Below are 26922 nucleotides of genomic sequence, written 5' to 3'. Positions count from 1 at the left end.
CTCTTTCTTATGCTTGTTCCCACGAAAATTTCTTTGCTCGTTCTTTAGCCGTTGAATATTCACTGACCAGACGGTTCGTGATTTCGACGAACAAGACAAATTCATTGAAACAGTCTTCTAGTTCGGCAACTTTTTCGTTATCGATCAAGTTTCCTTGTTCATCGAAGGCTTGCATGGAATGCCCTAACAAAAATTCCGCACTCGGCATGATTCGGGCTTTTACTTCAGGCGCATCTAAGATCTGACGCAAGTGGGCTTGGGCTCTCGATGAACCTAATGCACCAAGAGAAGCACCCGTGATCATCACTGGTTTATCGATCAAAGGCCGCGTCGTATAAGAAAGCCATTCGATCATGCTTTTTAACACCGCTGGGATCGAGTGGTCGTATTCTGGTGTACTGATGATTACCCCATCTGCTGCTTCGATCTTCTCTGACAAGGCTTGGACTGCCGCTGGTGCCGTCCGATCTTCTGGTTCATTAAATGCCGGCAGATCACTGATTTCGCAAAGTTCGATCTCCGCTTGGTCACTAAAATGGCTTTGAATAAATTGCAGTAAGCGACGGTTGGTCGAACGCGTCGAGTTGGTTCCTACGATTCCAATCAATTTCATTATCATCTCTCCTAATTGTGAATAATTTAACATTTAACAAAAAATAAAAAGTTTTTGACCATTGGCTTTGATTTCTTTTTTCAATCGTTTCTCAAGTTGATTTTTACGACCTACTGAGATGAAAGGCTTCTTCCTAAACAAAAAAATCTTCCCCAAGTACCCATTAAGTGTACGGCTGAATTCTTTATTTGTGAAATATTTATTTAATTATCTATCGATAACAAATTTGTTATAATGAGAGAAATGACTAGGAGGACAACGCGATGGCACTTAAAGATTCCCATCTGATGCTGCAATACCTCGATACCTTGTTAAAGCATAGCAACTACACCAAAGCCGCCAAAGATCTCTACATTTCACAGCCTTACTTGACGCAAACCGTGAAACGAGCCGAGCAAGAGCTAGGGACCCCCATCATCAATCGGCAGCCGGGACATTTTCAACTGACGGAAGCTGGTAAAATCTATTATCAATATCTAGAAACCTTGGAAACAGAATCTGCCAAATTGAAAAGTCGGCTGTCTTGGTATACCGCGACCGAGAAGCGTTCTTTGCGCTTAGGCATCTTGCCAAGCCTTGGTTCTTACCTGCTGCCGCTCTTTTTGCCTGCGTATTATGAACACTATCCCAACGTGCACTTTTTCTTGCGGGAAGACCTGCCGAAGCACAATGAAAAACGCCTGCTGAATGGGCAGCTGGACTTTTTTATCGGACAAAATCCTGAGACGATCGCACCGAATCTAACGGTCCACAGTACCAATCAAGAACGGTATCTAGCGATCATTCCGCCTTGTTCTTCCCTGTATCAACCAGAGAAGCGGTATTTAGCGCCTGATTCATTGGCCGTCAAAAACTTGCTGCAAAGTCCATTGATTTTGACCGCCAGCGGCTCGGCGATTCGGCGCCAAATCGATCAATTGCTGCAAAAATACAAAGTAGAGGCGACGGTTCTCATAGAAAGCAGCAATATTTATACAGCAGCGGCATTGGCAGAAAACAACCTTGGGATTGCGATCGTACCAGAAAGCGTGCTACAAGCAGCGACCGCGACCCCTTTTAATCTTTATCCAATGCCAGAGGAACTCTTGTCCCTCACCTATTTTATTGCCCACCAAGCCGAACGGGCATTGTCAAACAGCGAAGCCGCCTTGATCGAGACCTTTTTGCACCACGTCTAACTTTCTTTTTTTACAAAAAAAACAAGCAGCGATCACCTATATTCCTAGGTAGTCGCTGCTTGTTTTCATTCTGCTGTTGGCGTTTCGATCAAACGTGCTAATTCTTGCGGATAGATCAATTCACCTTGTTTGGTAATGACTAATCCAGTGATCCCTTCTAACGGCGCCAGCTCCTGCAAGATGGCTGGTGGCTCTTTGCCGAATAAGCGGGTCGTCCAAATCTCTCCATCAACCGATTTGTCGGATAGAATCGTGACACTGGCAATGGCTGACTCTAACGGATAGCCCGTTTCTCGATCAAAGATATGATGATAGGTCTTGCCCGCTACCTGATAGGTTCGTTCATAGATCCCTGATGTAACGACTGACTGATTGTGTACCTTCAACGCGGCGACAAAATTCCCTCTTGGCAAGAAAGGATTTTGGATCCCGATCCGCCAATAGCCATCAGCATGGCTCGGGGCATCGCCGTAAGTCACCACATTGCCCCCAAGATCGATCAAAGCGGCTGTGACACCGACCTGCTTGAAATACGCCATCAACAAATCAGCAAAATACCCTTTCGCAACGGCCCCTAGATCAAGCTTCATGCCGGCAGCTAACCCAACGGTCTGCAGCGTTTCATCCAAAACGATCTTGGCGGGATCAGTCTTTGGCAGCAGTTCAGCGATTTTCTCAGGCGTTGGTAGATGGGCATCTTGAAACCCGATTCGCCATTCCTGCACTAAAGGACCGATGGCAACATTTAAGTAGCTATCTTTTGGCAAGCTATGGGTTTTCCCTAGTGCGATCAATTCAACCAATTCCGGTGTGGCGGCGATCGCTCCTTGTCCTGCCTGCTGATTGATCTGCATCAACTCCGACGTAGGGTCATTGGCACTAAAACGCTGTTCAAAGGCCGCGGCTCTTTTCGCTGCTTCCTCTAAGATCACTTCTGGGGTTTCATGCTGCACCCAAATCGTGATCACCGTTCCCATTCCCTGTAACACTCGTTGACCTTCTGCCATTGTCCTTGCTCCTTTGTCCTCTTCTTTTGGCTATCATAGCAGTTTCTGGGAGAAAAAAGTAGTCTGCGGGATGCCGCCACTGCTTTTTTTGAAAAAAAAACTGCGAGGTCACCCTCGCAGTCTGCTGTCTCTATTGCTCAATGATAAAAGTCGAAGCGGCCTTTCGCCAATACTTCTTTGACCCCACCGGTTTGGTACAAGGAACGGTCCATAATGGCTTTTTTCACCACGGAAGCGGGATAGCCTTTGATGCCCATTTTCCCTACTAAGCCAAAGGCATGGGTATTGCCGATAGACGCCACTGAACCTAATGATTCAAAGTGGAAATCTGTTGGTTTTTCCCCGTTCATTTGACGTAAGATATTTTTACCCGCATGCTGCCCCATCTTCAAAGCGATTTGAGCTGTTGTTGGATACGGGCGATTGGTCGCTGGGTCCATGACTGCTGAAACATCACCGACAACATAGACGTTACTATGATCAGGGTCTGTTAGGTCTTGATTGACCATCACACGACCACGACGAGCAGAAAAGTCTGATTCAGCCATCACATGGCTGCCGCTGACGCCTGTGGTCCAAACGATGGTTTTGGCTGATAATTCAGCTGTTGCTCCTGTATCGGCATCATCTTGATAGACAACGACACCCGGTTTGATTGATTTGATGGGTTTACCAGTCAGGAAGTTCACGCCCCATTTAACGAGATTTTTGATCCCATAATCCGATAGTTTTTCATCAAACATCGGTAATAAACGAGTCACTGCTTCGACACAATACAGTTTGATGTCTTCTGGCTTGACGCCTGCTGCTTTCGCAAAGGTTTTACGGTTTTCCACCAATGAACCTAGCAATTCGATTCCGGTAAAACCAGCACCGCAGACAACGATTTTTAGGTAGTCAGGATTTTGTGTTTCTTTGTATGCCTTCATTTGTTTCAACAAATGATGATAGATGTTTTCTGCGGAGTCGACATCCACCATTTCCAACGCATGCTCCTCGACACCAGGGATCCCAAATGATTCTGATTCAAAGCCTAACGCCACGATCAAATAATCATACGTGCACGTGGATTGATCTTTAAAAACGATCACTTGCTGGTTACGATCGATCGACGCCACTTCCTTTTGAACAAAGGTAGTCTTTTGGGGACGAACGACATCATTGATGGGATAGCAAATGCGGTCTCTTGGTTGCGTACCGGCCGCAACTTCATGAAGATCGGTTGCCTCATAATGATAATCGTTTTTGTCGATCAATGTGATGTGAAACGCTTCTTTTGCTCCTTGCAGTACGTGCAATGCTCGCAATCCAGCATACCCTGCTCCTAAAATGACAACTTCCTTCATGTTTCCTTACTTCCTTTCTTTGCTGTAAAAATTATAAAATCAAACCAATCGCAAAACTCAGCACTTGTACGCATGCTCCGACCGCAAGGATCCGAACGGCACAAATGAAGGTCTCTCTTTTGATTTGTTTTTGCATAAATCGTTTTGTCTGTTGCCAGACAAAGGGCGCCGCGAAAAAGGTCAGAACCAGTGACCAAGGCGCAATGTTGAGGGCAACTGAGGCAATGATCGCAACAAACGCCAAGACGTTCATTGTGATAAATAATTTCAACGCACGGGCTTTACCAAGGTAATGCACCAGCGTATAGCGCTCATTTTTTTCATCCTCTTCCAGATCACAAATGTTGTTTGCCAGCATCAAGTTGGCGATCCATAATGTGTTGGGTAATGAGACCAAGAAAATACTGCCAATCGTGGCAATATTCCATTCAAAGGTTTGATAGGCATTAAGGTAGACACAGATCAATGAGATCATAAAGCCCATCGTAAAGCCAGAAAAGAACTCGCCTAAAGGCAAACTAGAAAGCGGCCGTGGACCAGAGGAATAAAAGATCCCGACTAGGTAACAATACAGTCCCATCCAAAAGAGCGGCCAACCAACCACCATTGCCAAGGCGATTCCCATGGCGGCGGAAACGATGATCATGGAGACCATCAACCAAAAAACCAATTTGACAGACAACTGTTCCCGACCAATGATATTGGTCTTTTCTTTGTAATCATGCCCTTCTGTGGCATGATGGTAATCGTTGTAGTTATCTAAAATATCCACCGCCATATTGAAGATCAGCATGGCAATGAAATACAATAGGACATAGCCAAGATGAATCGTTTGATAATTGTACCAGCTGTAGCAGACACCAATGAAAAATGGCAAAATACTGGCGGTTTTTGCTTTAAATTCGACAAGTTCTAAAAATACAGGTAGCGTCACAACTTCACCTCCTTTAGTGAGTGCATTAAACTAGTCAATCACGCCCCTTTACGCTAGAATAAGGGCTGAATGACTGTTAGAAAGGGTTATACTATGTTTGACTTTTGGATCGATTATCCGACGATCGAACAACGATTGAAAACCGTATGTTCCATCATTGAAGAACACGTTACTGTTCGTAACAAAGAGATACAAGATGTTTTGATCGACTTTACTTATTCAGGTGGAAAAATGCTGCGGCCAGCGCTCTTTTTTTTGTTTGCTGACTTAGGCGATCCCCATTATAAAAAAACCGACCAATTAACAAAAATTGCTGCTTCTCTAGAAATTTTACACATGGCCACTTTGATCCACGACGACATCATTGACGATTCGCCGCTGCGGCGCAGTCAAGTCACTGTTCAAGCCAAATACGGCAAGGATATCGCGGTCTACACGGGTGATCTTTTGTTCACCCAATTTTTTGAGCTTTTGATCGAAAGTATGAATGGCTCCCCGTTTTTAAAAACCAACGCACAAGCCATGAAACGACTCCTTTTAGGTGAACTTGATCAAATGCACACTCGCTACAACATCCATGAATCGATTGACGACTATCTGCAAAGCATCAACGGCAAAACCGCTGAACTGTTTTGGCTCGCTTGTCTCGAAGGCGCTCATTTTGGCGGCCTCGACACAGAAAACCAAGAGCGGGCGGGTGAGATCGGTCGCAACATCGGGATCGCCTTTCAAGTATTCGACGATATTCTCGACTACACCTCTGATAGTGGCACCTTGAAAAAACCGATTCTAGAAGATTTGGCACAAGGAGTCTATACCTTACCGCTGCTATTTGCCAAAGAACAGGCACCTGCAGCATTCGCTCCTTATTTGAATAAAAAAGCAGCACTCTCCTTGGCAGAAGCCCAAGAAGTTGCGGATCTTGTCGTCCGTTACGGCGGTGTCGAAAAAGCGCGCGCTTTCGCGGTCACCTACACGCAAAAAGCCTTAGACGACATCGATCTGCTGCCCGAAGCACCTAGCAAAGCCAAAATTCGTTCATTAACTGAACTGCTCTTGCAGCGCAATTACTGAGCCATAGAGCAATGAGAAGAAAAGCGTCCATCACTGATTGATGGACGCTTTTTTTTATCGTCGTCCTTGGTCAATGGCCAATAAGTGTTGAAAATGTTTGTTTTCTGCTGCCAATTCGGCAGGTGTTCCGCTCATGGTCAACTGACCATCTTCAATAAAGAGCACACGGTCCATCATCGAAATTCCTTGCAAGTGGTGGGTGATCCAAATGATCGTTTTGTTCTCCAGCACTTGGAAAAAGGTTTCGAGCACGCCTTGCTCCGTGATTGGGTCTAAGCCGACGGTTGGCTCATCCAATAAGATGATCGGGGTGTCTTTTAGCAAGATCCGCGCCAATGCCAGACGATGCCGTTCTCCACCAGAAAAACGCAAGCCGGCTTCATCCACCATCGTCGCCAAGCCGTTAGGCAAAGCTGCCACCATTTCTTTCAACCCGACTTGCTCCAGTACGCGCCAGACTTCTTCTTCCGAAGCCGACTCATTGCCTAGCCGAATATTATTCAAGACGGTCGTATGGAAAAGATAGGGACTTTGATTGATGACACCGATCAAGTCACTGATCGACTCACTCAATGCCGTCACAGGCACGTCGTTTAAGGTGATCGACCCTTGCGTCGGTTGCAGATCGCCTCGCAACAAGGAGGCAAATGTACTTTTCCCAGAACCGCTGCGACCAAGGATCGCTAGTTTTTGATGCGCAGGAATCGTTAGATCCAACCCATGAAGCACTTCTTTGCCTTCAGGATACTGAAAATGCAAGTCCTTGACTGTGATCGACACGAGGCCCGTCACTTCAGGTACTGACGGTTGCTCCATGGAGACTTGGCGATTTTCTTCTGGTAATGCATTGAAGCGATCGATAGAGTCTTTGTAGCGATTGGTTTCTTGAGCAGCAGACGGTAATGGCGCAAATGCATCAACTAAAGGAAAGACACACAGGACAAAGGCAGCGATCCAGTTGGCTGCTCCTCCGTGGTTACCTGGAAAGCGAATGCTGGTCCAAAGCAGCAATGCGACAGCGATCACTCCAAAGATGCTTTGTAAAAGAAAATCACGCCGGCGATCAAAGGACAGCATCTGTTCATCCACCGCCCGCAACTGTGTTTCCAGTTCCTTATGGGCAGCCACGTACTCGCTGCCTCTTTGAGAGAAGACCCAATCAGAAACCCCTAATACATTATCCGTCAGTGTCGTATACAAGTTGTTTTTCATGTGTTTTTGCTTTTCTTGCCGCGCGCCGTTGATGATCACCGACCAAAGCGGCAAGACAAAGACGATGATCCCTAATAGCAGCAGCATCACCAAAGCAAACCACCAAGAAAAATAGCCGAGTCCAATGATCAAGAACGCATACAAGATCCAAGCGATCACGGTAGGAAAGATCGTCCGCAAATACAGGTTTTGAATATGGTTGATATCTTCTGCCAATAAGCCCAAGATATCCCCCGTGCGATGCGCTTGCTTAAAGAATATCGCATCTTTTTCTACTACGTTGTACAATTTCAATCGTAAATTAGAGGTCATGCGCAAGACCCAGCTATGACTGGTCAACCGTTCCAAATAGCGAAAGACTGGACGGCCGATCCCAAACGCTCGGGTCAGTACGATGGGGATGTAAACCAATAGAATGTTTTCTGGGATCGATGCCGAGCGGCTGATCAGGTACCCAGAATTAAACATCAGTGCCCCACCACAGAAAAAGGTCAAGAAGCCTAGGAATAAGGCCAGCGCCAAAACGTTTTTGTATTTTGACAAGAAAGGCTTGACCCACGTATCAGTTTTCAATGAGCGCAATAAGCCGATTTTATTCAAGCTGTTCCCTCCTCATTCCATTGACTAGTTCTGTAAAAGCACCTTGCTTTTGCTGCAGTTGTGCCAAGGTTCCTTGTTCCACGATTCTTCCTTGATCCATCACGATGATTTCATCCATTTCTTCCATCCAGTGCAAGCGATGGGTTGCAAAAAAGACTAAACGGTTTTCCATCAGCGGCAGCATCCGTTCCTTTAAGGCAACTTCGGTTTCAATATCCAAATGAGCCGTTGGTTCATCAAACAAAAGAATCTTTCGTTGCTGGTCTAAAAAGGCACGGGCTAGAGCGATCCGTTGGGCTTGTCCGCCACTTAGATGCCGTTCCCCTTCTCCTAACATCGTGTCCAACCCTTGCGGCAGCTCCGCCAAAAGCTCAGTCAAGCCTGCCACTTCAATGGCCTTCAGTACGGCTTCTTTGGTAGCTGTCGGCTGATAAAACGCGACATTTTCCTGCAAGGTCAACCGATAGATATAAGGATTTTGCGGAATATAGATCAGCTGTTCTTGCCAGCTTGCTTGGCGAAAGGCCGTGGTCTTCGCCCCTCCGAGAGTGATCTCGCCACTGTCTGGCACGAGAAAGCCACTCAAGGTATTGATCAAGGTAGACTTGCCAGAACCGCTCAAACCGATGATCCCGATCTTTTTGAAGCCAGTCACGTTCAAGTTGATATCCGTCAAAGCCGCTTTTTCCTCGTAGGAAAAAGCCAGCTGATCGATCGTTAACTGGGCGTCTTCCTGCCAACGAGGAACCGTTACTGCCGGTACTTGGGCTTCGGGCTGATGCAAGATCTCCGTCACCGCAGTCATCGCATTTTTTCCGTCTAAGGTTGCATGGTAATCACTGGAAAAGTCGCGGATCGGCAAGAAGTATTCTGGCGCTAAAATCAAGATGGTTAACGCTGGAAACAGCAAGATTCCTTCATTGATCAGCCGCAAGCCTAGCAAGACTGCCACGACGGCAATCGATAAGGTCGTGAAAAAGTCTAAGGCGAAGGTCGATAAAATACCGACTTTTAATGAAGCCATCGTCGCTTTGCGAAACCGTTCGCTGGAAGCAAAGATACTTTTACCGTATTTTTTACTGACCCCAAACAATTTCAGCGTGTCGATCCCTCGCAGGGAGTCGATGAAATGATTGGACAGTAATTGAAACGTTCGGTATTGTTTTTCCGCTTTGCTTTGCGCGGCATAGCCCAAGATGATCATAAAAATGATGATCAAGGGGAACACCAACAGCAAGACCAAGCCGGATTCCCAATCCAGATAAAAAACGAGTGCCAAAATGACCCAAGGAATGATCGACATATTCATGATTTTGGCAAGAATCAATTTCAAGTAGTTTTCGACTTGGTTGATCCCTTCCAAGACCATCGTTGTTACATTCCCCGTCCCTTGCTGTTGTGCGATCTGAGGACCGACCCGAAACAATTTCTCCAACAATTGATCCCGCAGATCGGCGGCTTGCTGGTAACTGTAATCATCAAGTCTTTTGGAACGGAAATAGATAACGGCTTGTCGGGCGATAAACGAACAAAAGAACAGCAGAATCCAGCCCCACTGTTCCTCTAATGGTAGTCCTTCCCATAAGCCAGTGATGGCACGTGCCAATCCATACGCCTGCCCAATAATGAAGAGCGCCTGCAGGAACGAAAGTCCCGCAAGCAGCCCTAAAAGTTGTTTCATTCCTGGGAGCTTCATGATTTGTTTATCAATCATTTATACCCCTCCAACGCCTCCGTATGACTGATCCGTTTACGGAAGATATAGTAACTCCAAGCCGTATAGGCCAAGACGAACGGCAAGATCGTCAGTGAAAGATAACTCATGATCTTCAATGTGTAGCGGCTTGAAGACGCATCAGCGATCAACAGGTCATAGCTTGAATCGATCGAACTGATCAAGACTCTTGGGAATAACCCTGTGAAGATCAATGCCACCAAAGCGATCAACGTCAAGCCGCTTGCAATGAAAGCCATCATTTCTTTGCCTTTAAAGACGCCGATATTTGCAATCAGTGTCAGGACAACGATCACAAGCAACAAACCAAGCGTTGTCGCAAAATGATTCTCAAAGAAATCCGTTTGGAAGTAAAGCATCACAGCAAAGACGAGTAAGCCTGCATATAGGATGCCATAAAAAATACTTGCATAGTTGCGTGCCCGTGCCCGAATCGGACCTTCCGTTTTCAAAGCGATATAGTTTAATCCGTGCAAGTAGCACAACAAGGTCAACGCGATCCCGCCAACGATTGAAAAGGGATTGACGTAATCCGTAAAGGTTGCGGTCATGTTGCCATCTTCACCCAAAGGCATTCCTTGGATCATGCTGACAAACATCAGACCGAAGAAAAACGGTACGATCGTACTGCCGATCGTCAACGTCCAGTTCCAAATGTTTTTGTGCTCTTTCGGGAAGTTCGCTCGAAACTCAAAGGAGACACCACGAATGATCAACCCAACTAAGATCAACAGCAAAATCAAATAAAACCCGCTGAACAAAGAAGCATACCAGTATGGAAATGAGGCGAACATCGCTCCGCCGGCGGTCAATAGCCACACTTCATTGCCATCCCAGACAGGCCCGATCGTTTTAACGATCTGGTCTTTTTCCTCTTCATTGTGAGCCAATGTCTGCACAGACATCCCCACACCAAAGTCAAACCCTTCTAAGAAGAAGAATCCGGAAAATAAAAGCCCAATCAACGTGAACCATAGTAATTGCAGACCGGTCATCCTTCAAACGCCTCCTTATCAAATGGGTCTTCGTACCCTTCTTGGTTGTCTCCTTGGCTGATTTCGCCGAAAGCTTCTTTTTCAGGTCCATGATCCATTTCCCGTTTCACCAGATAGACCATCGTTCCGCCTAAGCCAGAGAACAAGAGGAAGTAAACGATGTTTGAGATCAAGAGTGAGGTCACGGAAACGTTTGGTGACACACTATCTTCGATCGTAAACAAGCCGTAAACCGTCCATGGGTAACGCCCTAACTCCGTGATCAGCCAACCAGCTGTATTGGCAATAAATGGGGTGAACAAAGTGATTGCCACTACCCAAAGTAACCAGCGTTTTTCAAAGAGCCATGGTTTCTTCTTACGCGTAAAATACAACCCCAGACCAGAAACCAACAGCATCAAGGCACCAAAACCAGCCATGATCCGAAAGCTCCAAAAGAGTGTGTTGACCGGCGGGTAGTAATTACGGTCGCCGTAGGTTTCAATCAATTGCTGATTGACCGTATCCATCCCATCGATGGAGCCGAAGGGTTCATTGAAGGCTAAGATACTCAACATATATGGAATCGAAATACCGAAGACTTGGTGATGTTCCGCTTCATTCGCCCAAGCAACGACAGTCCAAGCCGCAGGACTCCCGGTATCTTCATAAGTTCCTTCCATTGCGGCAAATTTCATTGGTTGTTCTTCAACCAAGTATTTCATTTGTTCATCCCCGGCTAGCAAGACGGTGAATGAACCGAACAATGCCACCGCAAAACCGATCCGCATTGATTTTTTGAAGAAATCGCGGTCAATGTCTTTGTCTTTCTTCAATAGACGAAAGGCTGATAAACCAGCAACAATGATTCCGCCCATCGTGATGGCTGCGGTGATCACGTGTAAAAACTCATACCACACCTGTGGATTTGCCAATAATGCACCGAAGTCAGTCATTTCTGCCCGGCCATTGTTCAAGGTATACCCCACTGGATGCTGCATAAAACTATTGGCAGCTAAGATCCAAAACGCCGATAGCATCGAACCCAGCGTCACCAACCAGAAAAAGGTGGCGTGCAGCTTGGGACTGACCCGATCCCATGTAAAGATCCACAGTCCTAAGAACGTCGATTCTAAGAAGAACGCCAACAAAGCTTCTAAAGCCAAGGGCGCACCAAAAATATCCCCGACAAAACGAGAATAGTCTGACCAGTTCATCCCAAATTGAAATTCTTGAATGATCCCTGTCACGACCCCGACAGCAAAACTCAATAGAAAAATATTTCCCCAAAACTTCGTCATCCGGCGATATTTTTCATCTTTTTTGATCACATAAAGTGTCTCCATAATTGCAACGACGACACCAGTTCCGATCGAAAACGGTACAAAGAAAAAGTGAAAAATCGTCGTCATCGCAAACTGGATTCGCGCTAGTGTCACAATATCCATCCTACATCCTCCTATTTCATAAAAAAGTGCATTAAAATAATTCTAAAGAAAGAAAAATTCCAACTTCGAATATACTCCTCTAATCAGTAAAAAAGAAGCAAATTGCTTGCATTTACTGATTTTTAATCACTTCCTCTCCGATTCTTAAACATAAGGCGCTTTCATCAGCGGAATATAGCTTTTTAGGGCTCTTCCCACCCGTAACGAGTTCCCTCAGAAAGCAAAGGATCACTCAATAAAATTCCCGGGAAATCCTCCTTTAAAACAAACGTGCTTAATGATTGATACATGGAAAACGTGGTCTTCATCCCTAATCTTTCCAATTGATCTAACGTTTGTTGCATTAAGTCCGCCGCTTTTGGCTTGTTTTGTTTTAATAGACATGTCCAGCCTTCAAAAAACGGCATAAAGATCGCTTGCTCAATGTGTTCTTTTTCATAAACATGATCTCGCCATAAATGAAAGGTCTTTTCCGCATAATCCACCTCATCAAAAACAGCAAAGACGGAAAACACCGTCTCAAACGTGTTGTATAGAATATCTTTGTTGCCGGGGATTTTTGCAAAGCGCTGACTCTTTTTGATGGCGATCGTCAAACAGCGCCAAAGCAAAGCTGGCTCCATCGAAACTGCTACGCGGGCAAATAGCCGCAGCTCATAAACACCCCATGTATCGGTATTCAGCAAGTAATGTTTCGCAGAGTCCAAACAATAATTGTGTTTCGGGTACGCCTCCTGGATGGGCATCCCTTTAAAAAGCTCCTCTTTCATCAAGTAGTCAAAACGGATCAGTTGTAAGAAGTGGTCCAGCTCCAAGGAGTAATGTCGTTGAAAGTAGGCGGTCAGCTTTTGATATTTCTTTTTTAGTTTAGGTACTTCATCAATAGATTCGATCCCCATCGAACGGACATAGTCGACCATTAGCTTTTGAGCCTCCGAATGATGCTCCCCAGTATGCAGCAGTTGAAATTCGGCAAAACTCACTTCTAGTTTATCTAGCAAACGATGAAATCGTTCGCAGGAAATCGTCGTTTTGCCATTTTCAAATTGCGATAACAAAGACATCGACAATTGTTCGTCCACTAATTCCTTCAATAGTAAGCCTTTGCTTTTGCGAAGCTCTTTCACTGTCGCACCATAATTGTTCATTTTTTCACCTTCTTTTTCAATATATTGAAATAAGCAGTTGCTTTTTCCGAAGAGCCTTTATAGTTGAATTATCTTATAGAAACGAGGGAAAAGCTATGGATACCCATATAAAAAAGAAAATGCTTCACGTGAAACATTTACAAAAGAGCTTCAAAGACAAAACCGTTTTGAAAGAGGTCACTTTTGACGTCACTCCTGGCGAAGTATTTGTCTTACTAGGATCAAACGGCGCTGGAAAAACCACTCTAGTCAAAATTTTGTCTACCATCCTGCCTTTTGACCAAGGAACCACGCTGATCGATGGGATCGACTTGACTAAAGATCCAGCAGCGATTCGCGAGAAAATCAGTCTGACGGGGCAATTTTCCGCCGTCGATCAAGAACTAACCGGACGAGAAAACTTGCTGATGATTGCTGCCTTGCGCCATGTCAAAAACAAACAATTGATCGTCCAACAGTTGTTAGAGCGTTTTGATTTGGTGGATGCCAGCAACAGACTAGTCAAAAACTATTCTGGTGGCATGCGACGGCGCTTAGACATCGCCATGAGTTTTATCGGCGAACCTGACCTGCTCTTTTTAGATGAACCGACGACCGGGTTAGACCCGCAAAACCGCTTAGCCACATGGCACATGATCAAAGAGATCGCCGCTCAAGGACGAACGATTTTCCTGACGACCCAATACCTAGAAGAAGCTGAATTTTTAGCAGACCAAGTCGCCATTTTGCATGAAGGGAAAATCATCTTGCAAGGAACACCAACGGAAGTCAAAGCACTGCACCCTTCGCAAACGATGGAAATCAGCGTATTGACAAAAGAACACTTGCAAACCGTGCGTCAGCATCTGTCTGATTTTCCGCTGCAAGTCAATGAGTCCAGTCTCTCTCTGGCATTTCCCGTCAGTCAAGACTTCCAGCATTCCTTCACGCTGTTGCAGGAACTCAATCAACTACCGATCACCATCACCAGTTTTAATCAAAAGAATGCTTCTTTAGAAGATATTTTTCTAACACTTGTCCAAGGAGGAAACCAATGAAAGCAATTATAGAAACCAACACCTTATTCAAGCGCAACCTCTTGCTATCGATTCGCAGTATGGAGACTCTGCTAAGTGGAATTTTGACCCCAGCGATTTTAATGATCCTCTTTGTCTATGTTTTTGGTGGCGCTATGAACGTCGGTGATACCTCTTATGTCGATTTTGTCGTTCCCGGTGTCCTCGTCCAATGTATCGCCCAAAGTGCTTCCTCCGTTGGGGTAACGGTGACGGAAGATTTGAAATCCGGCATGGTGGAACGGCTGATGACCTTGAATATTTCTAACTCAGCCTTTTTAAACGGCCATGTCTTCGCCGCGACCCTTCGGAGCTTGATCAGTACCTTGGTCGTATTGATCGTTGCCATGGTCATCGGTTTTCGCCCTCAAGCCACAGTTGCTGGCTGGGGGCTCGCCTTCCTATTGATCTTTTGCTTCACCTTCGCTTTTACTTGGGTCTCAGTTCTGGTTGGTCTCATCGCCAAAAGCCCCGAGACAGCTACCTTGTTTACTGTCTTGATCACCCTGTTGCCCTACTTAAGCTCTGGTTTCGTCCCTACGGAAACCATGCCGCGCCCGTTAGCCATTTTTGCTGAATACCAACCAATGTCGCCGATCATCCATTCTTTGCGAGGGCTTTTGTTAAACTTGAAAGATACCACCTTGATCAGTGCCTTTAGCTGGTGCGGTGGTATCGTAGTCGTGAGCTGGTTCTTGGCACGAATGCTTTATCAGAAACGGATACGCTAGGTAAAAGGAATCAGTGGTATAATATAAGTAGTTTTCTATTATAAAAAGGCAGGGATACCCATGGATCTTAAAAACCGGCTGATCGCCTTCGCTCAGACCTTCAATGATGTTCAGATCGACCATCCATTTGCAAAGTTTCCCGAGTACCAAGTCTTGCGGCACCGTAAAAGCGGCAAATGGTTTGGCTTGCTGATGACTGTAGAAAAGCAAAAATTAGGCTTGGAAGGAACGGAAATGATCGAAATTTTAGATGTCAAAGCAGCGCCCGAAATGGTTTCGATCATCAATCAAAGTCGCGGCTATTTACCCGCTTATCACATGAATAAAAACCATTGGCTCACCGCATTACTAGATGGCTCTGTATCAGAAAAACAACTCCAATCTTTGTTACGAGACAGCTATGAACGTACCCGTTAAAACTAAATATCAAAAAAAACCGATCAACGATGCGCCTATATAGGAGCACCGTTGATCGGTTTTCTTTTATAACGGATCCTGTGTCATCCGTGAGTCTAACGAAACACTTAGGCCAACTCTTCTCCGTTTGTTGCAATGACTTGTTTGTACCAATCGAAGGATTTTTTCTTGGAACGATCCATCGTGCCGTTGCCTTCGTCATCAAAGTCAACATAAATAAAGCCATAGCGTTTGCTCATTTCGCCTGTTGAAGCACTGACAAGGTCGATACAGCCCCATGGCGTGTAACCGATCAAGTCTACGCCATCAGCAATCGCTTCGCCCATTGCTTCAATGTGGCGGCGCAAGTAATCGATACGATAGTCATCTTCGATCTTACCTTCTTCGTTAAAGGTATCAATGGCTCCTAGGCCGTTTTCCACGATAAACAACGGTTTTTGGTAACGATCATACAATTCATTCAACGCGATGCGCAGCCCTTCTGGGTCGATTTGCCAGCCCCATTCACTTGCTTCTAAGAATGGATTCCGGACGCCGCCCAACAAGTTTCCTTGCACTTCATCGGCTTCTTCTGTGGTGATATCCACGGCAGAAGACATGTAGTAGCTGAAGCCAACATAGTCAACAGTATGTTCAGCAATCAAGGCTAAGTCTTCTTCGGTAATCTCAAGATCCTCTTTATTGACGCCGTGTTCTTTGTACAAACGATCCGTAAAGGATGGGTATTTGCCACGTACCTGCACGTCGGCACAGTAGTAGTTGAAGGCTTGATTATGGATCATCGTCGCCACTTGGTTGACTGGGTTCGCATCAATGCTGTAAGTCGTTGCATAAATGATCATACAACCGATCTGTAACTCTGGGTTTAATTCATGGCCGATTTTGACTGCTTTACTGCTGGCAACAAATTGGTTGTGCCACGCTTGGATCACGTTTGTAAAGTCGCTGGCCCCCGTGCTGTTGACCATTCCTTGACTCAATGCAGAGAAATGGAAAGCAGAGTTGATCTCATTGAAGGTCATCCAGTATTTGACTTTGCTGTGGAAACGTTCCAAGACGACTTTTGCAAAACGTTCATAGAAATCGATCAATGCTCGATTTTTCCAGCCACCGTATTCTTTGGCTAAATGCAAAGGCATTTCATAGTGGGAGATCGTAACCACTGGCTCGATCCCGTATTTCAAACATTCATCGATCAGCGCATCGTAAAATGCTAGCCCAGCTTCGTTTGGTGTCGTTTCATCGCCTTTTGGAAAGATACGTGTCCAAGCGATAGAAAAACGATAGCTCTTGAAGCCCATTTCTGCAAACAACGCAATGTCTTCTTTGAAACGGTCATAATGGTCGATCCCGCGATGATTTGGGTAGGTGTATTTGTCCTCATCGATCGTCCAATCAAACGTATCACTGCCTAAAATCGCTAAACGCTGTTTGCCGCCAGGCATTGCATCCGCCACTGACAAGCCTTTGCCATCGCGATCGAACGCCCCTTCTAATTGATTCGCTGCGGTCGCGCCGCCCCATAAGAAATTTTCTGGAAATTTTGCCATTTGCTCGTTCTCCTTTTGTTTTCTTTTGATAAACCTACCTAGCTGGTTACTGAAAAATCTCCGATAAAAAACAAAAAACCTAAATAAGAGCCGCTGCTAAAACGAGAATAGCGCTTTCTTATTTAGGTCTTGCCTGATCGAGTCAGTAACAATCCACGTGGGTTTTCTTTCTTTAACTATAGCACTAACTCGTTGGCTTGTCATCATAAAATCGGTTTCTTTTAAACCGTTTCCCCCGTTGCATCGATACTTTCAGTTTGTGGGTGACCCTCCGCTTGCGCAGCTTCTGCTTCGGTTTTTAATTTTCCTTTATCTAAGACTTTAACAAAAGGAATGTACAGCAAGCAGCCTGCCAAAACGCAAACGACTTGTAGAACTGCGACCTGCCAGCCTCCAGCTAGAAACCCATTTAGAAAAATCGGTGTGCCAAAGGGAACTTGTACGCCACTAAGTCGTGGAACGATCCCACTCCAGATCGCTAGGTACGCCACAAGCACTTGAACCAATGGTGTTAATATGAACGGAATCGCCATGATTGGATTCAAAATCAGCGGTAAGCCAAAAATCACCGGCTCATTAATGGTGAACAATCCAGGAACGGCACTTAGGTTAGCGACTGTCCGTGATTGTTTTGATTTCGCCAACAGCAAAATAACGATAATCAATGACAATGTTCCCCCAGCCCCACCAATACCAGCAAACAAATCATAAAACGACTTGCTCAAAATATTTGGCAGCTCGGAACGAGCAACACCGCTAGCTAAAGCATCCATATTTTCTACATCCATTGGTAAGTACAAAGCGGTGACAAAGCTACCCACCACCAACGAACCATGGATACCGAAGAACCATAGCACCATTTGGATCAGTACAATAAATAGCAACGAACCGACACTAGAAGACAAGCTTTGCAGCGGCATTGCCAAGATTTGATAGATGAAATCTGAAAATGAGCCATAAGAAGTAAAACTGAATGCCCAGCTAATGACGATCGCGGTAAACCCAGAAATAATTGCTGGAATCAAACCGGCGAAGGTATCCGTCACAAATTGCGGCACGCCTGCTGGCATTTTGATGGCGATATTTTTTTCTAAAATAAAGCAGTACAAACGAGCAAAAACTAAGCCGCAGATCATAGCGGTAAACAAGCCTTGAGCGCCGAGTTTGCTCATGTCGAGGGTCGTTGTTTCCTCCAAGGTGACCATTGGCGTCATCATCAAAAAGGCAAACAACGAAACGATGCCGGCAGGGACTGCCGACTGCTTAAATTCTGTCGCTAAACGGTGACCGACAAGAAAGGAAGCGTACACTGAGATAACCCCAACGGTCATACTGTAACCGACGGAAAAATAACCGCCAATATTGATCGAGTTGATAAAATCTGTCCACCCTTGAATCGGCAAAACTGCTAACAACAAGGCGATCGAGCCAATAATGTTGATCGGCAGCGTCGCCATCAACCCGTTTGAAATTGCCTTTAAATACCGATTGTTGGAGATTTTATCTGCAAATACTAATACCTTATCCATATATTTATCCATTTTCTTTTCACTCCTTTATTTGGATGACGAACAATACATCTTCGTGACAATTGTGGGGATGGAAAACAGTGATACCATCAGTAACTGTCAGTTTTGGTTTCAAGAAACGATTGGTGTTCAAATCGATCAATGTGACGGTCGCTGTAGAAAGATCTCCTTGCAGGCGAACTGTTGTATTGCTTGGCAAGTAAAGCAAGGCATCCTTCCTTCCTGCGATAGCTGCCATACGAATCTGTTCATCTGCATCGATCAAGCGCTCTTGGCAAGGCACAAGCTCCTGAATATTTAATAATTCAAATAATTGCTTGATAAAGCTATAATCATCTGCCCCAGGAAAAGACAAAGCTTCTGGCCAAATCATCGGACGATCAAACGCTTCCCCGATTTCTTCCGCAAAGGTTGCCGTCGGGGTTTGCCAACTCCAGATGCCGTGGGCACCGTACGTGATCCCAGCCGAGCCGCCGGCTAACAATGATTGCCATGCTGCTTTGCGGACATCTTTTTGACCAAATCGACCGTATACGTGACGGGCATAGCCCATTTGTTCATAGCAAGGTTCTGAGTTGATGATCGGCAGTTGCGGTTCTCGTTGATAAAAACGCTCTGCCAAATAATAAGGCATATTCAAAAAGGCGCTGTTATGACCTGATTGGTATAAAAATAAGTCCAAATGTTCGACGATAGGTTCAGGGATTTCTTCAAAACGTCCCTTGATATGAATCGTTTTCAAGGTATTGGGCGAATGCTTTTCAAAGAAAACAAAGGCTTCTAGATACGTATCGATGGTTGGCTGTGTTGGGAAGTCCGTATCGCCACCAATAAAGTAGATCGGATGGAAGGCATCAAACGTCTTAATCACTTTTTGATAGTAGGCCTGGCGGCAATCCTCCGGCAACACGTTGCGTTCTTTGTCCAACTGGCTAGCCCAAGTGCCAGCGACATAGTTTGACCACAAGACAACCAATGCTAAATTAAAGCCTTTTTCATCGGCAATTTTACAAAGACGCTGAGCCCGTTCGAAATAGGCATCCTCCCAAACCGTAAAATCAAAGACACCCGCATCAAGGGGAAACGGCAAGCAGTCAAATTGACCACGGCTGCGATCCCATTGCGGTAACACATTGATTTGAAGGGTGTTGAATCCCTGCTCTTTGCGTTTGTCTAAGTAGGTGATCCAGTCATTTTCTTGAATACTAGTAAAAGCACTCCAGCAAGTATCGGCTAAATAAAAGAAATGCTGTCCGTCTCGCAATAAGGTGCGTTTGTTTTGGTTTACGGTGATTTTCACGGTGGAGCTCTCCTTTCATCGGCACAAGTTGTGCACTGGCGGTTATTAATCAATATAACTACTGAGCCAGCCTTCGCACAGCTCAAACCATTTGGCGACATGGGCATTGAGGTGACTTGACTTGCGTGCCGTTGTTCGATCCGCTAATGCCAGTCCGTGTTCGCCTTTTTCAAAAATATGCAGTTCGAATGGAATTTCTGCTTCTCTTAATTTGACCGCCAACTTCAACGAGTGCGCCACATCGACTAAGACGTCTTCCGTCGTATGCCAGAGAAACATCGGAGGTGTCCACTGATCGACATGATGCAAAATGTTCATGGATTGAATGGCTTCTTCCGTCGGTTGTTTACTCCCAAAAAAGCGCTCGTTGGCAGTTAAAGGTGTTTCGATTAGACGAGCGGCAAAGCCTAGCTCATCGATTGGGAAAGCATGCTCTTGATAAACCAATGGGTAGCCAGCGATCGCCAAATTCACTTTCAGTAAGTCACTGCTGACGCCCAACGCTTCTGCCAGCTCAGCATCGTGCCAGCGCGTCGCTAGCTGCAACGCTAGATGTCCGCCTGCTGAAAAACCGCAAACGATGATTTGCTCCTCATCCACCAACCATTCTTGAGCATGCGCACGAATGATTTTGACGGTTTGGGCGGCTTCCATCAAGGCATTGTGGGGAACGTTTTTCACCTGATCACCGGTGGTGTACCATAAAACAACGCTATTTAGCCCGATACTATTGAATTTCAAGGCAATGACTTCCGCCTCTCGATCACTGGTAAAGGCGTAGCCGCCGCCTGGACAGACGATCACTAGCGGTCGTTTCTTGCCGACATTGTACTCTTTGGATTGGTGCAATAAATAGGTATCCACGTAAGCCGTTTGATTCAGTTGAATTCGTTGAATCTCCATATAGTTCCTCCTTTATCCTTCACTAAAAGCAGCTGACTTCTCAATGAACCGTTTCCATTTTTCATATTTCAAACGGATCACGGCCTGTTCGGCTTGCGGAACGATCGTGGTTTGCTGAATAGCTGGTTCATTCATGGTTGGTTTGGCAACAAGCATTGTGCCGATGGCTGAAAATTCTTCGACTTCGCTGACGATGACGGGTTTATTGATCAAAGTCGCCAATAAGCTCATCAAGGCGCGGTTTTTCGAAACACCGCCATCGATCATTACCTGATTGATCAGTCGTTCAGCGACTTCTTCCATCACATCGATCACTGCTTTGATTTGAAAAATGATGCTTTCTAAAACGGCTTTCAACAGCTCATGAGTCGTCGTTGTGCGTTTCATGCCGACAAAGCTGGCAGTCATCGTATTATCCCAAAAAGGGGCACCCATTCCTTGCAATGCTGGGATAAAATAGATGTCTTCTTGACTGTCACTGGTCAGCACTTCTTGACAGATCTCAGCTACATCTGGCAGCGGAGCCACTTGCTCACTGAACCAGTTGATGGCGTCACCACAGGAACGGATGATGCCTTCTAGCGCAAACGCTGTTTCCTGGCTAGTTTGCCAGCCGACCGTCGTCAAAATGCGGCGATCCCGCAACGTCTGCTCCTGCTGCACTTGCATCATGATCGAACAACCGGTGCCCATCGTGATTTTTACATCCCCAAGGCTTTGACAACCTTCCCCAAATAATGCCGCTTGTGAATCGGCTAAGATCCCTTTGATAGGGATTCCGTGATAGCTACCGAAAACCGTATCAGCAGGTTTGATCGCTGGCAAGTCTGCTAAATGGATGCCAAAAAGTTTGACGAGTTCTGCATCCCAACGGCCCTCTTCAATATTGTAAAACAATGTTCGGCAAGCGTTGCTGGCTTCTGTCGCAAATACTGTCCCTTGCGTTAAATTCCACAACAGCCAGCTGTCCATCGTACCGATCGCCAATTCGCCAGTCCCCGACTTTTCTTTGATGGCTGATAATTCTTGGGCCAACCATTTCACTTTGGTGCCGGAAAAATACGGATCTAAACGCAAACCGGTCTTTTGATTGATCGTCTTTTCCCAGCCTTGTGCCGTCAATTCTTCACAAATCGTAGCGCTGCGGTTGCATTGCCACACGATCGCATTGTACAGGGGATTGCCGGTCAATCGATCCCAAGCAACGATCGTTTCTCGCTGATTGGTCAATGACAAGGAAACGATTTGATCTGCAGTGATCGCTTGTTCTTGCAACACTTGTGCCAGCAATTCTTGGACATTTTGCCAAATCTCAAGGGGATCATGTTCGACCCACCCGACTTTTGGATAAATTTGGCGATGTTTTTTATCGTAACGCTGCAGGATTTTCCCTTCTTGAAACAGTAAGAGCTTGGTACCGGATGTACTCTGATCTAAAACAAGCTGATAGGTCTTGTCCATCTTAAGCTCCTAGAAACGCAACCGCTGTTTTCGCTATGGAGCCACCGTCTAAGCCATAATGGGCAAACAGTTCTGACGAAGAACCAGTAATCAAGGCTTCATCCGGAAAAGCAATGATTTTTTGTCGAATGCCCGTTTCTTCTGCCAGCGTTTCCGCCACGGCAGCTCCTAAGCCGTTGTATCGGCTGTGTTCTTCCACAGTGATCACGGTGCCTGTTTCTTTCGCCACTCGTTTGACCGTTTCTGAATCAAAGGGCTTCAAGGAATGAACATTTAAAACGGTAGCAGTGATACCTTGTCTTTCCAATAGCTCAGCAGCATCCAACGCTTGGCGCACGGTTTCGCCAGTGGCGAGCAATGCGACATCTTGACCGCTTCTCAGCTCAATGGCTTTGCCGATCTCAAAAGGATAATCTGCAGAATCATAACAATCTTCAACAGGATTGCGACCGAGACGGATATAGGCTGGTTCATTTGATGCCGCTAAGGCTTTAAACATTTGGATCGTTTCAAAGCGATCTGCTGGCAACAGCACTTGCAAATTAGGGATCGCTCGTGCCACTGCGATGTCTTGCAAGGAATGATGACTCATGCCTAATGCCCCATAGCTGACACCGCCGCTGATGCCTACGAGTTTGACATTTTTATTCGAATACGCGACATCGACTTTGATCTGCTCGATACTGCGCATGCTGAGAAAACAAGCAGGGGATGCAACGAAAGGGCGTTTGCCCATATGGGCTAAGCCGGCCGCAATACTGACGATGTTTTGCTCTGCGATCCCTACTTCCACCAATTGTGTCGGTAATTCCTTGGCAAAAGGTGCTAACGAAGCGGAACCACGAGAATCACTGGTCAACACCGTGATCGCAGGATTCTTTTTTCCTTCTTCAATCAATACGTCGCACATCGCTTGGCGATTGGCAATATTATTTTTTCCCATGAGTCAAAACCTCCATTTGCTGATCAAGTTCGGCAATAGCTTGTGCAAGCTCTTCTGCCGTTGGCACTTTATGATGCCATTGCGCTTGATTTTCGGCTGCAGAATAGCCTTTGCCTTTGATGGTTTTAGCAATGACCAGCTTCGGTTGATTGGGCTGATGCGGTTTTTCTAATGCAGCCACCAAGGCAGCCATATCATTGCCATCAACGATATGCACATCCCAACCAAAGGCACGCCATTTTTCATCTAGCGGCTCCACTGCCATCACATCTTCCGAGGCTCCAGTGATCTGCAAGCCGTTGCGATCAATGATGGCGGTCAAATTGTCCAGCTGGTAGTTGGCAGCCGCCATGGCTCCTTCCCATACCGAGCCTTCTGCTAATTCGCCATCTCCCAACAACGTATAGGTTTGATACGTGCGGTGATCCAGTTTGCCTGCCAAGGCGATCCCTACTGCGACGGGTAAGCCGTGACCTAGCGAACCAGTATTCATCTCAACCCCAGCTACTTTATTGTTTGGATGACCGATCAGTCGTGAACCAAATTGCGAAAAGGTGGCTAATTCTTCTTTCGGCAAAAAACCTTTGTCCGCTAAAACGGCCCATAGTACTTCTGCCGCATGTCCTTTACTTTGGATATACTGGTCACGATCTTGCTTTTGGGGATCTTTCGCATCCACATTCATTATCTGATAATACAGGGCCACTAAAATATCGGTACAAGAAAGATCCGAACCAGTATGACCCGTTTTTGCTTGATAGATCAGCTCTAACACGGATTTTCGAATCGTTAAAGCCTTCATTTCCAGCTCGTTTATTTCCATGATTGATCCCCTCTCAAGTATGCTTTGACGTCTTCTTCGATCGGATCATAAAAATCTGGCTGCACGCCGATATATTTGCACGCTTCGTACAAGATCGGCACCACATTTTTTCTGACCGCCGCAACATGATGAATATAAGGTCCTTCAACGAGTTTGAATTCCAAGCGATTCAAATTCGCAAATTCTAGATAGAGATAGGTCCCTTGATTGTATGGTCCATCGATCCCTTTGCCGGTGCCCATCAGCAACGAATACTCGCCGTTGTCTCCATCAAAGCGACACAACGTATACTCGTCTTTGATTGCCCGAAAAGCGACTGATCCCGGATAGTCAAAAACAAAATGCCGTTGCGGCAAAATGGGTTTGGTCTCCGCGGTGGAATAAGCAAAAACCCCTAAGTGCTGCAGCAATTCGCCATTCTCGTTTTCTGGATGGCGGCAGTTGACATCCGCAAAGATCGCACGGTGTTCCCCCAACGAAGCGGCTTCGACCAACAGTTCCGAGATCGCCCCATGAACATCCGTCTCACAGACAAAAGGCAGACCTTCTTCTTGTAAAAGCGACAGGGAGGCATACGGTAAAATACCGATTTCGTCTTGTAAAGCCGTCCAACACTGGATGACCCCTGCATTGCAGCCGTAGCTTTCACATAAGTTTTGCAAGGCCACTTTAAGGGCTGCCACCATCTCCAAATCTTTCGCCGAAATTTGGACTTCCGTATTGGTTTCGAAATAATCAATGACTGCTTGCAATTTATCTGGCTGCTGTTCTTTGACTTTCTTGATTTCTTGCACCACTTCTTGGATCGGTACTGGTGATAGCGAGATATTGAAACGCTCCAATAGTTCGCCTTCGTTGCAGATCACGGTCCAAAAATCAAAGGGGCGTGGGCCAACTTGCAAGATTCGTGTTTGTTTGAAGGTCTTGACGACATTGCAGACTTTGATAAAGTCTTGCAAGCCGCGGGCAAATTCCGGTGAATCAATATCAGAATTTTTGACATAGGTGAAAGGTACCTTGAAACGGCGCAAGACTTTCCCGATAGCGAAAAGACCGCATTGCGTATCCCGCAAACGTGAACCATCGGCGGCTGGTGTCTCGTCTTTGGGTCCCCATAGTAAGACGGGGACATCTAGTTTTTTGGCTAGACGAGCACAGGCATATTCCGTACCAAAGTTTTCATTGGCTAGAAAAAGACCGTCGATTTTTGCTGCTTTGAATTTTTCGGCGATTTTTTCAACCCCTTCATCATCGTATAGCAAGCCATCTTCGTTGATATCTAAAATATCTACATAATCAATGGCCAGTTCGTCCATTTTTTGTCGTGTCAGATTGGCGTACTCAATGGCTGCTTCTGCACTAAATAAATTTCTTCTAGTCGGGGCGAACCCGATTGTTACTTTATCCATAAAACCACCCTTTGCGTTTTAGTATATTTAGCTAAATTTTTATTTCTTCGACGATTCGTGCTACATTTCTGCTCAGAAATTCCTTATCCGTCAGTAAAACGATTTTTTTATTAGGAAAGGCTGTTACGACTTTCGCTTGATTGAAGCGGGTTTGAGGAGCTAAAATCAAAAAATCATAGTCATTTCCCACCATAAATATTTCTGAAAAAGGCGCGGAATTCACTTGGTAATGCTGATCATCCGCTAGTTGTTCTTTGAGCGCTTTGACGAGCAGTGCGCTGGAGAGCCCAGTTGCACAAAAGAGACCGATCTGTGTCATCTATTCACTTCCTCAAAATGTAATCCCTTACTTTTTACACCTTAAATATAGCATAAGCTAAATATTTTGCAACAGTTTTAGATAAATATTTTTGTTTAATAACTAAAAAAAGACAAAACGCTTGCTAAACGTTTTGTCTTCTTCTTATTTTTTTCTTATTTGATGCTTTCGCGTTCGACGATCGTCGTGGCGACCAGCATTTTCAGATGGTTTTCATCTTCACTGGTGATTTTCTCGATCAAGCGTCGCACGGCTTGGCGACCAAGGTACACTTTATCTACTTTGACGGTGGTCAGCGGTGGGTTGCAAAATTCCGCCAAAGGAATATCATCGAACCCAACGATGGCCAACGGATGATCGGGGAACACTTCGCGAATGGCTTTCATTGCACCGATGGCGATATTGTCATTGACCGCAAAAAAGGCGCTTGGTAACGGCCGCTGATCGGCACGCAAGGATTCCAAATAGACCTTCATGTCTTGATATGAGCCCTCCAAGGTGGGTTCTACTAAGGCTTCCGTCTCTTCATAATGGATCAGATCATGCTCTTGGATCGCTTGAATAAACCCTTGCTTGCGTTCACGGAAATTGTTGATTTGAAAGGTTGAGTTGATGATGCCAATGTCTCGGTGGCCTTTTTCGATCATCTTTTCAACGATCTCATAGGCGCTGTCACGATTATTGATGGCGACAAAATCAAAGTCCTGCGAATTAAAAATCGTATCTAAAATCACTAAGGGTACTTCCAAATGACGGAAGACTGCTAAATCTTGTTTTTCCAATTCCGTTCCTAACAATAGCAAACCATCTACTAATTCTGGGCGGATCTTTTCGATCGGGTCTTCCTCTGGCGCCAATGTGATATGGGAAATGACCAATTCATAGCCTAACGCGCTGCATTCCATTTCGATCCCCCGGATCAATTCAGAAAAGAAAGGCGTATCCCCTACGACATTTCCTTGTTTGTTCATTACAACAAATTTGATCTTTTGGCTTTCCGTTTTTTTAATTTCTCGCTGATCAAAATACCCCATCTCACGAGCGATCTTCAAGATCGCTTGCCGTTTTTGTTCACTGATCCCCTTACGATTGTTGATTGCATTAGAGACAGTTCCGCTGGAAACGCCAGCTTTTCGGGCAATATCAGAGATCACAACTTTCATTTGCTCACCGCTTTCTGCTTCTCATTCTGTTAAAAGTATAGCAAAAGAAT

Annotated in this window: 24 protein-coding genes; 5 read left to right on the top strand and 19 right to left on the bottom strand. The window is 45.5% G+C overall.

Annotation, left to right across the window (positions count from 1 at the left end):
• Positions 1-7: 7 nt before the first annotated feature.
• Positions 8-613 (bottom strand): NADPH-dependent FMN reductase, encoded by a 606-nt coding sequence (locus IGJ42_RS00405; protein WP_008376652.1) that lies wholly within the window; start codon positions 611-613, stop codon positions 8-10.
• A 263-nt stretch (positions 614-876) separates the two neighbouring features.
• Between IGJ42_RS00405 and IGJ42_RS00400 the strand changes: the two genes are divergently transcribed.
• Positions 877-1791, top strand: coding sequence for a LysR family transcriptional regulator (locus IGJ42_RS00400; protein ID WP_430615850.1), 915 nt, complete (start codon positions 877-879; stop codon positions 1789-1791).
• Between the two features lie 65 nt (positions 1792-1856).
• Here IGJ42_RS00400 and IGJ42_RS00395 read toward each other — a convergent pair whose 3' ends face one another.
• The 3 genes from IGJ42_RS00395 to IGJ42_RS00385 all read right to left on the bottom strand — a co-directional run bounded on the left by IGJ42_RS00395 (position 1857) and on the right by IGJ42_RS00385 (position 5078).
• The gene (locus IGJ42_RS00395) at positions 1857-2798 is read right to left on the bottom strand and encodes an FAD:protein FMN transferase (RefSeq protein ID WP_429946929.1); all 942 of its coding nucleotides are present in this window, start codon (positions 2796-2798) and stop codon (positions 1857-1859) included.
• A 137-nt stretch (positions 2799-2935) separates the two neighbouring features.
• Positions 2936-4144 (bottom strand): NAD(P)/FAD-dependent oxidoreductase, encoded by a 1209-nt coding sequence (locus tag IGJ42_RS00390; RefSeq protein WP_429946928.1) that lies wholly within the window; start codon positions 4142-4144, stop codon positions 2936-2938.
• 31 nt (positions 4145-4175) lie between these two features.
• On the bottom strand, positions 4176-5078 hold the full coding sequence (locus IGJ42_RS00385; protein ID WP_429968962.1) for a prenyltransferase: 903 nt from the start codon (positions 5076-5078) through the stop codon (positions 4176-4178).
• 93 nt (positions 5079-5171) lie between these two features.
• On the opposite strand from IGJ42_RS00385, the gene IGJ42_RS00380 reads away from it, so the two are divergent.
• Positions 5172-6152, top strand: a complete 981-nt coding sequence (locus tag IGJ42_RS00380; RefSeq protein WP_005226544.1) for a polyprenyl synthetase family protein — start codon at positions 5172-5174, stop codon at positions 6150-6152.
• Positions 6153-6206: 54 nt separating this feature from the next.
• Here the strand turns inward: IGJ42_RS00380 and cydC are convergent, their stop codons facing one another.
• The 5 genes from cydC to IGJ42_RS00355 all read right to left on the bottom strand — a co-directional run bounded on the left by cydC (position 6207) and on the right by IGJ42_RS00355 (position 13269).
• Positions 6207-7964, bottom strand: coding sequence for a thiol reductant ABC exporter subunit CydC (gene cydC / locus IGJ42_RS00375; RefSeq protein WP_010748518.1), 1758 nt, complete (start codon positions 7962-7964; stop codon positions 6207-6209).
• Positions 7957-9678: a thiol reductant ABC exporter subunit CydD gene (gene cydD / locus IGJ42_RS00370; protein ID WP_196043899.1), complete on the bottom strand. Its 1722-nt coding sequence runs from the start codon at positions 9676-9678 to the stop codon at positions 7957-7959. Before cydD ends, cydC begins: the two co-directional genes overlap by 8 nt.
• Entirely contained in the window at positions 9675-10694 is a 1020-nt protein-coding gene (cydB, locus tag IGJ42_RS00365) for a cytochrome d ubiquinol oxidase subunit II (protein ID WP_167822589.1), read from the bottom strand. Before cydB ends, cydD begins: the two co-directional genes overlap by 4 nt.
• Complete coding sequence (locus tag IGJ42_RS00360; protein WP_005226527.1) at positions 10691-12121, bottom strand: cytochrome ubiquinol oxidase subunit I; 1431 nt, start codon at positions 12119-12121, stop codon at positions 10691-10693. Before IGJ42_RS00360 ends, cydB begins: the two co-directional genes overlap by 4 nt.
• Before the next feature lie 182 nt (positions 12122-12303).
• Complete coding sequence (locus tag IGJ42_RS00355; protein WP_008376669.1) at positions 12304-13269, bottom strand: Rgg/GadR/MutR family transcriptional regulator; 966 nt, start codon at positions 13267-13269, stop codon at positions 12304-12306.
• Between the two features lie 95 nt (positions 13270-13364).
• On the opposite strand from IGJ42_RS00355, the gene IGJ42_RS00350 reads away from it, so the two are divergent.
• Genes IGJ42_RS00350 through IGJ42_RS00340 form a run of 3 tightly spaced genes read left to right on the top strand, consistent with a single transcriptional unit; the run spans position 13365 to position 15472 of the window.
• Positions 13365-14306, top strand: a complete 942-nt coding sequence (locus tag IGJ42_RS00350; protein WP_429968961.1) for an ATP-binding cassette domain-containing protein — start codon at positions 13365-13367, stop codon at positions 14304-14306.
• Positions 14303-15055 carry an ABC transporter permease gene (locus IGJ42_RS00345; protein WP_016611635.1) on the top strand — a complete coding sequence of 251 codons (753 nt, stop codon included), beginning with the start codon at positions 14303-14305 and terminating at the stop codon, positions 15053-15055. The genes IGJ42_RS00350 and IGJ42_RS00345 overlap by 4 nt, the downstream gene beginning before the upstream one ends.
• Before the next feature lie 60 nt (positions 15056-15115).
• The gene (locus tag IGJ42_RS00340) at positions 15116-15472 is read left to right on the top strand and encodes an MmcQ/YjbR family DNA-binding protein (protein ID WP_010748512.1); all 357 of its coding nucleotides are present in this window, start codon (positions 15116-15118) and stop codon (positions 15470-15472) included.
• Between the two features lie 107 nt (positions 15473-15579).
• Here the strand turns inward: IGJ42_RS00340 and IGJ42_RS00335 are convergent, their stop codons facing one another.
• The 10 genes from IGJ42_RS00335 to IGJ42_RS00290 form a co-directional block, all read right to left on the bottom strand.
• On the bottom strand, positions 15580-17022 hold the full coding sequence (locus IGJ42_RS00335; protein WP_005226517.1) for a glycoside hydrolase family 1 protein: 1443 nt from the start codon (positions 17020-17022) through the stop codon (positions 15580-15582).
• 221 nt (positions 17023-17243) lie between these two features.
• Positions 17244-18563 carry a PTS sugar transporter subunit IIC gene (locus IGJ42_RS00330; RefSeq protein WP_016611642.1) on the bottom strand — a complete coding sequence of 440 codons (1320 nt, stop codon included), beginning with the start codon at positions 18561-18563 and terminating at the stop codon, positions 17244-17246.
• A gap of 7 nt (positions 18564-18570) precedes the next feature.
• Positions 18571-19851, bottom strand: coding sequence for a DUF4038 domain-containing protein (locus IGJ42_RS00325; protein ID WP_430615847.1), 1281 nt, complete (start codon positions 19849-19851; stop codon positions 18571-18573).
• Positions 19852-19896: 45 nt separating this feature from the next.
• A complete protein-coding gene (locus IGJ42_RS00320) occupies positions 19897-20754 on the bottom strand; it encodes an alpha/beta hydrolase (protein ID WP_430615845.1) in 858 nt (285 codons plus the stop codon).
• 12 nt (positions 20755-20766) lie between these two features.
• Positions 20767-22215 (bottom strand): FGGY-family carbohydrate kinase, encoded by a 1449-nt coding sequence (locus IGJ42_RS00315; RefSeq protein WP_008376697.1) that lies wholly within the window; start codon positions 22213-22215, stop codon positions 20767-20769.
• 1 nt (position 22216) lies between these two features.
• Complete coding sequence (locus tag IGJ42_RS00310; protein ID WP_008376699.1) at positions 22217-23158, bottom strand: transketolase family protein; 942 nt, start codon at positions 23156-23158, stop codon at positions 22217-22219.
• A complete protein-coding gene (locus tag IGJ42_RS00305; protein WP_005232864.1) occupies positions 23145-23981 on the bottom strand; it encodes a transketolase in 837 nt (278 codons plus the stop codon). Before IGJ42_RS00305 ends, IGJ42_RS00310 begins: the two co-directional genes overlap by 14 nt.
• The gene (locus IGJ42_RS00300; RefSeq protein ID WP_005226500.1) at positions 23972-25390 is read right to left on the bottom strand and encodes an L-fucose/L-arabinose isomerase family protein; all 1419 of its coding nucleotides are present in this window, start codon (positions 25388-25390) and stop codon (positions 23972-23974) included. Before IGJ42_RS00300 ends, IGJ42_RS00305 begins: the two co-directional genes overlap by 10 nt.
• A gap of 31 nt (positions 25391-25421) precedes the next feature.
• Positions 25422-25709: a PTS cellbiose transporter subunit IIB gene (locus IGJ42_RS00295; RefSeq protein ID WP_086372491.1), complete on the bottom strand. Its 288-nt coding sequence runs from the start codon at positions 25707-25709 to the stop codon at positions 25422-25424.
• Positions 25710-25864: 155 nt separating this feature from the next.
• Positions 25865-26872: a LacI family DNA-binding transcriptional regulator gene (locus IGJ42_RS00290; RefSeq protein WP_016611647.1), complete on the bottom strand. Its 1008-nt coding sequence runs from the start codon at positions 26870-26872 to the stop codon at positions 25865-25867.
• Positions 26873-26922: the final 50 nt, after the last annotated feature.

It is taken from the genome of Enterococcus sp. DIV1067f, assembly GCF_050543505.1.
Classification (GTDB): domain Bacteria; phylum Bacillota; class Bacilli; order Lactobacillales; family Enterococcaceae; genus Enterococcus_D; species Enterococcus_D entomosocium.
The sequence above is the reverse complement of the archived record's forward strand: the minus strand, read 5'-3'. Positions and strand labels throughout refer to the sequence as shown.

What these genes read in the sequence shown, in the direction of transcription:
- IGJ42_RS00405 (WP_008376652.1), bottom strand. Translation starts at nt 613, where the DNA reads ATGAAATTGATTGGAATCGTAGGAACCAACTCGACGCGTTCGACCAAC.
- IGJ42_RS00400 (WP_430615850.1), top strand. Translation starts at nt 877, where the DNA reads ATGGCACTTAAAGATTCCCATCTGATGCTGCAATACCTCGATACCTTG.
- IGJ42_RS00395 (WP_429946929.1), bottom strand. Translation starts at nt 2,798, where the DNA reads ATGGCAGAAGGTCAACGAGTGTTACAGGGAATGGGAACGGTGATCACG.
- IGJ42_RS00390 (WP_429946928.1), bottom strand. Translation starts at nt 4,144, where the DNA reads ATGAAGGAAGTTGTCATTTTAGGAGCAGGGTATGCTGGATTGCGAGCA.
- IGJ42_RS00380 (WP_005226544.1), top strand. Translation starts at nt 5,172, where the DNA reads ATGTTTGACTTTTGGATCGATTATCCGACGATCGAACAACGATTGAAA.
- cydD (WP_196043899.1), bottom strand. Translation starts at nt 9,678, where the DNA reads ATGATTGATAAACAAATCATGAAGCTCCCAGGAATGAAACAACTTTTA.
- cydB (WP_167822589.1), bottom strand. Translation starts at nt 10,694, where the DNA reads ATGACCGGTCTGCAATTACTATGGTTCACGTTGATTGGGCTTTTATTT.
- IGJ42_RS00360 (WP_005226527.1), bottom strand. Translation starts at nt 12,121, where the DNA reads ATGGATATTGTGACACTAGCGCGAATCCAGTTTGCGATGACGACGATT.
- IGJ42_RS00355 (WP_008376669.1), bottom strand. Translation starts at nt 13,269, where the DNA reads ATGAACAATTATGGTGCGACAGTGAAAGAGCTTCGCAAAAGCAAAGGC.
- IGJ42_RS00350 (WP_429968961.1), top strand. Translation starts at nt 13,365, where the DNA reads ATGGATACCCATATAAAAAAGAAAATGCTTCACGTGAAACATTTACAA.
- IGJ42_RS00345 (WP_016611635.1), top strand. Translation starts at nt 14,303, where the DNA reads ATGAAAGCAATTATAGAAACCAACACCTTATTCAAGCGCAACCTCTTG.
- IGJ42_RS00340 (WP_010748512.1), top strand. Translation starts at nt 15,116, where the DNA reads ATGGATCTTAAAAACCGGCTGATCGCCTTCGCTCAGACCTTCAATGAT.
- IGJ42_RS00335 (WP_005226517.1), bottom strand. Translation starts at nt 17,022, where the DNA reads ATGGCAAAATTTCCAGAAAATTTCTTATGGGGCGGCGCGACCGCAGCG.
- IGJ42_RS00330 (WP_016611642.1), bottom strand. Translation starts at nt 18,563, where the DNA reads ATGGATAAATATATGGATAAGGTATTAGTATTTGCAGATAAAATCTCC.
- IGJ42_RS00320 (WP_430615845.1), bottom strand. Translation starts at nt 20,754, where the DNA reads ATGGAGATTCAACGAATTCAACTGAATCAAACGGCTTACGTGGATACC.
- IGJ42_RS00315 (WP_008376697.1), bottom strand. Translation starts at nt 22,215, where the DNA reads ATGGACAAGACCTATCAGCTTGTTTTAGATCAGAGTACATCCGGTACC.
- IGJ42_RS00310 (WP_008376699.1), bottom strand. Translation starts at nt 23,158, where the DNA reads ATGGGAAAAAATAATATTGCCAATCGCCAAGCGATGTGCGACGTATTG.
- IGJ42_RS00305 (WP_005232864.1), bottom strand. Translation starts at nt 23,981, where the DNA reads ATGGAAATAAACGAGCTGGAAATGAAGGCTTTAACGATTCGAAAATCC.
- IGJ42_RS00300 (WP_005226500.1), bottom strand. Translation starts at nt 25,390, where the DNA reads ATGGATAAAGTAACAATCGGGTTCGCCCCGACTAGAAGAAATTTATTT.
- IGJ42_RS00295 (WP_086372491.1), bottom strand. Translation starts at nt 25,709, where the DNA reads ATGACACAGATCGGTCTCTTTTGTGCAACTGGGCTCTCCAGCGCACTG.
- IGJ42_RS00290 (WP_016611647.1), bottom strand. Translation starts at nt 26,872, where the DNA reads ATGAAAGTTGTGATCTCTGATATTGCCCGAAAAGCTGGCGTTTCCAGC.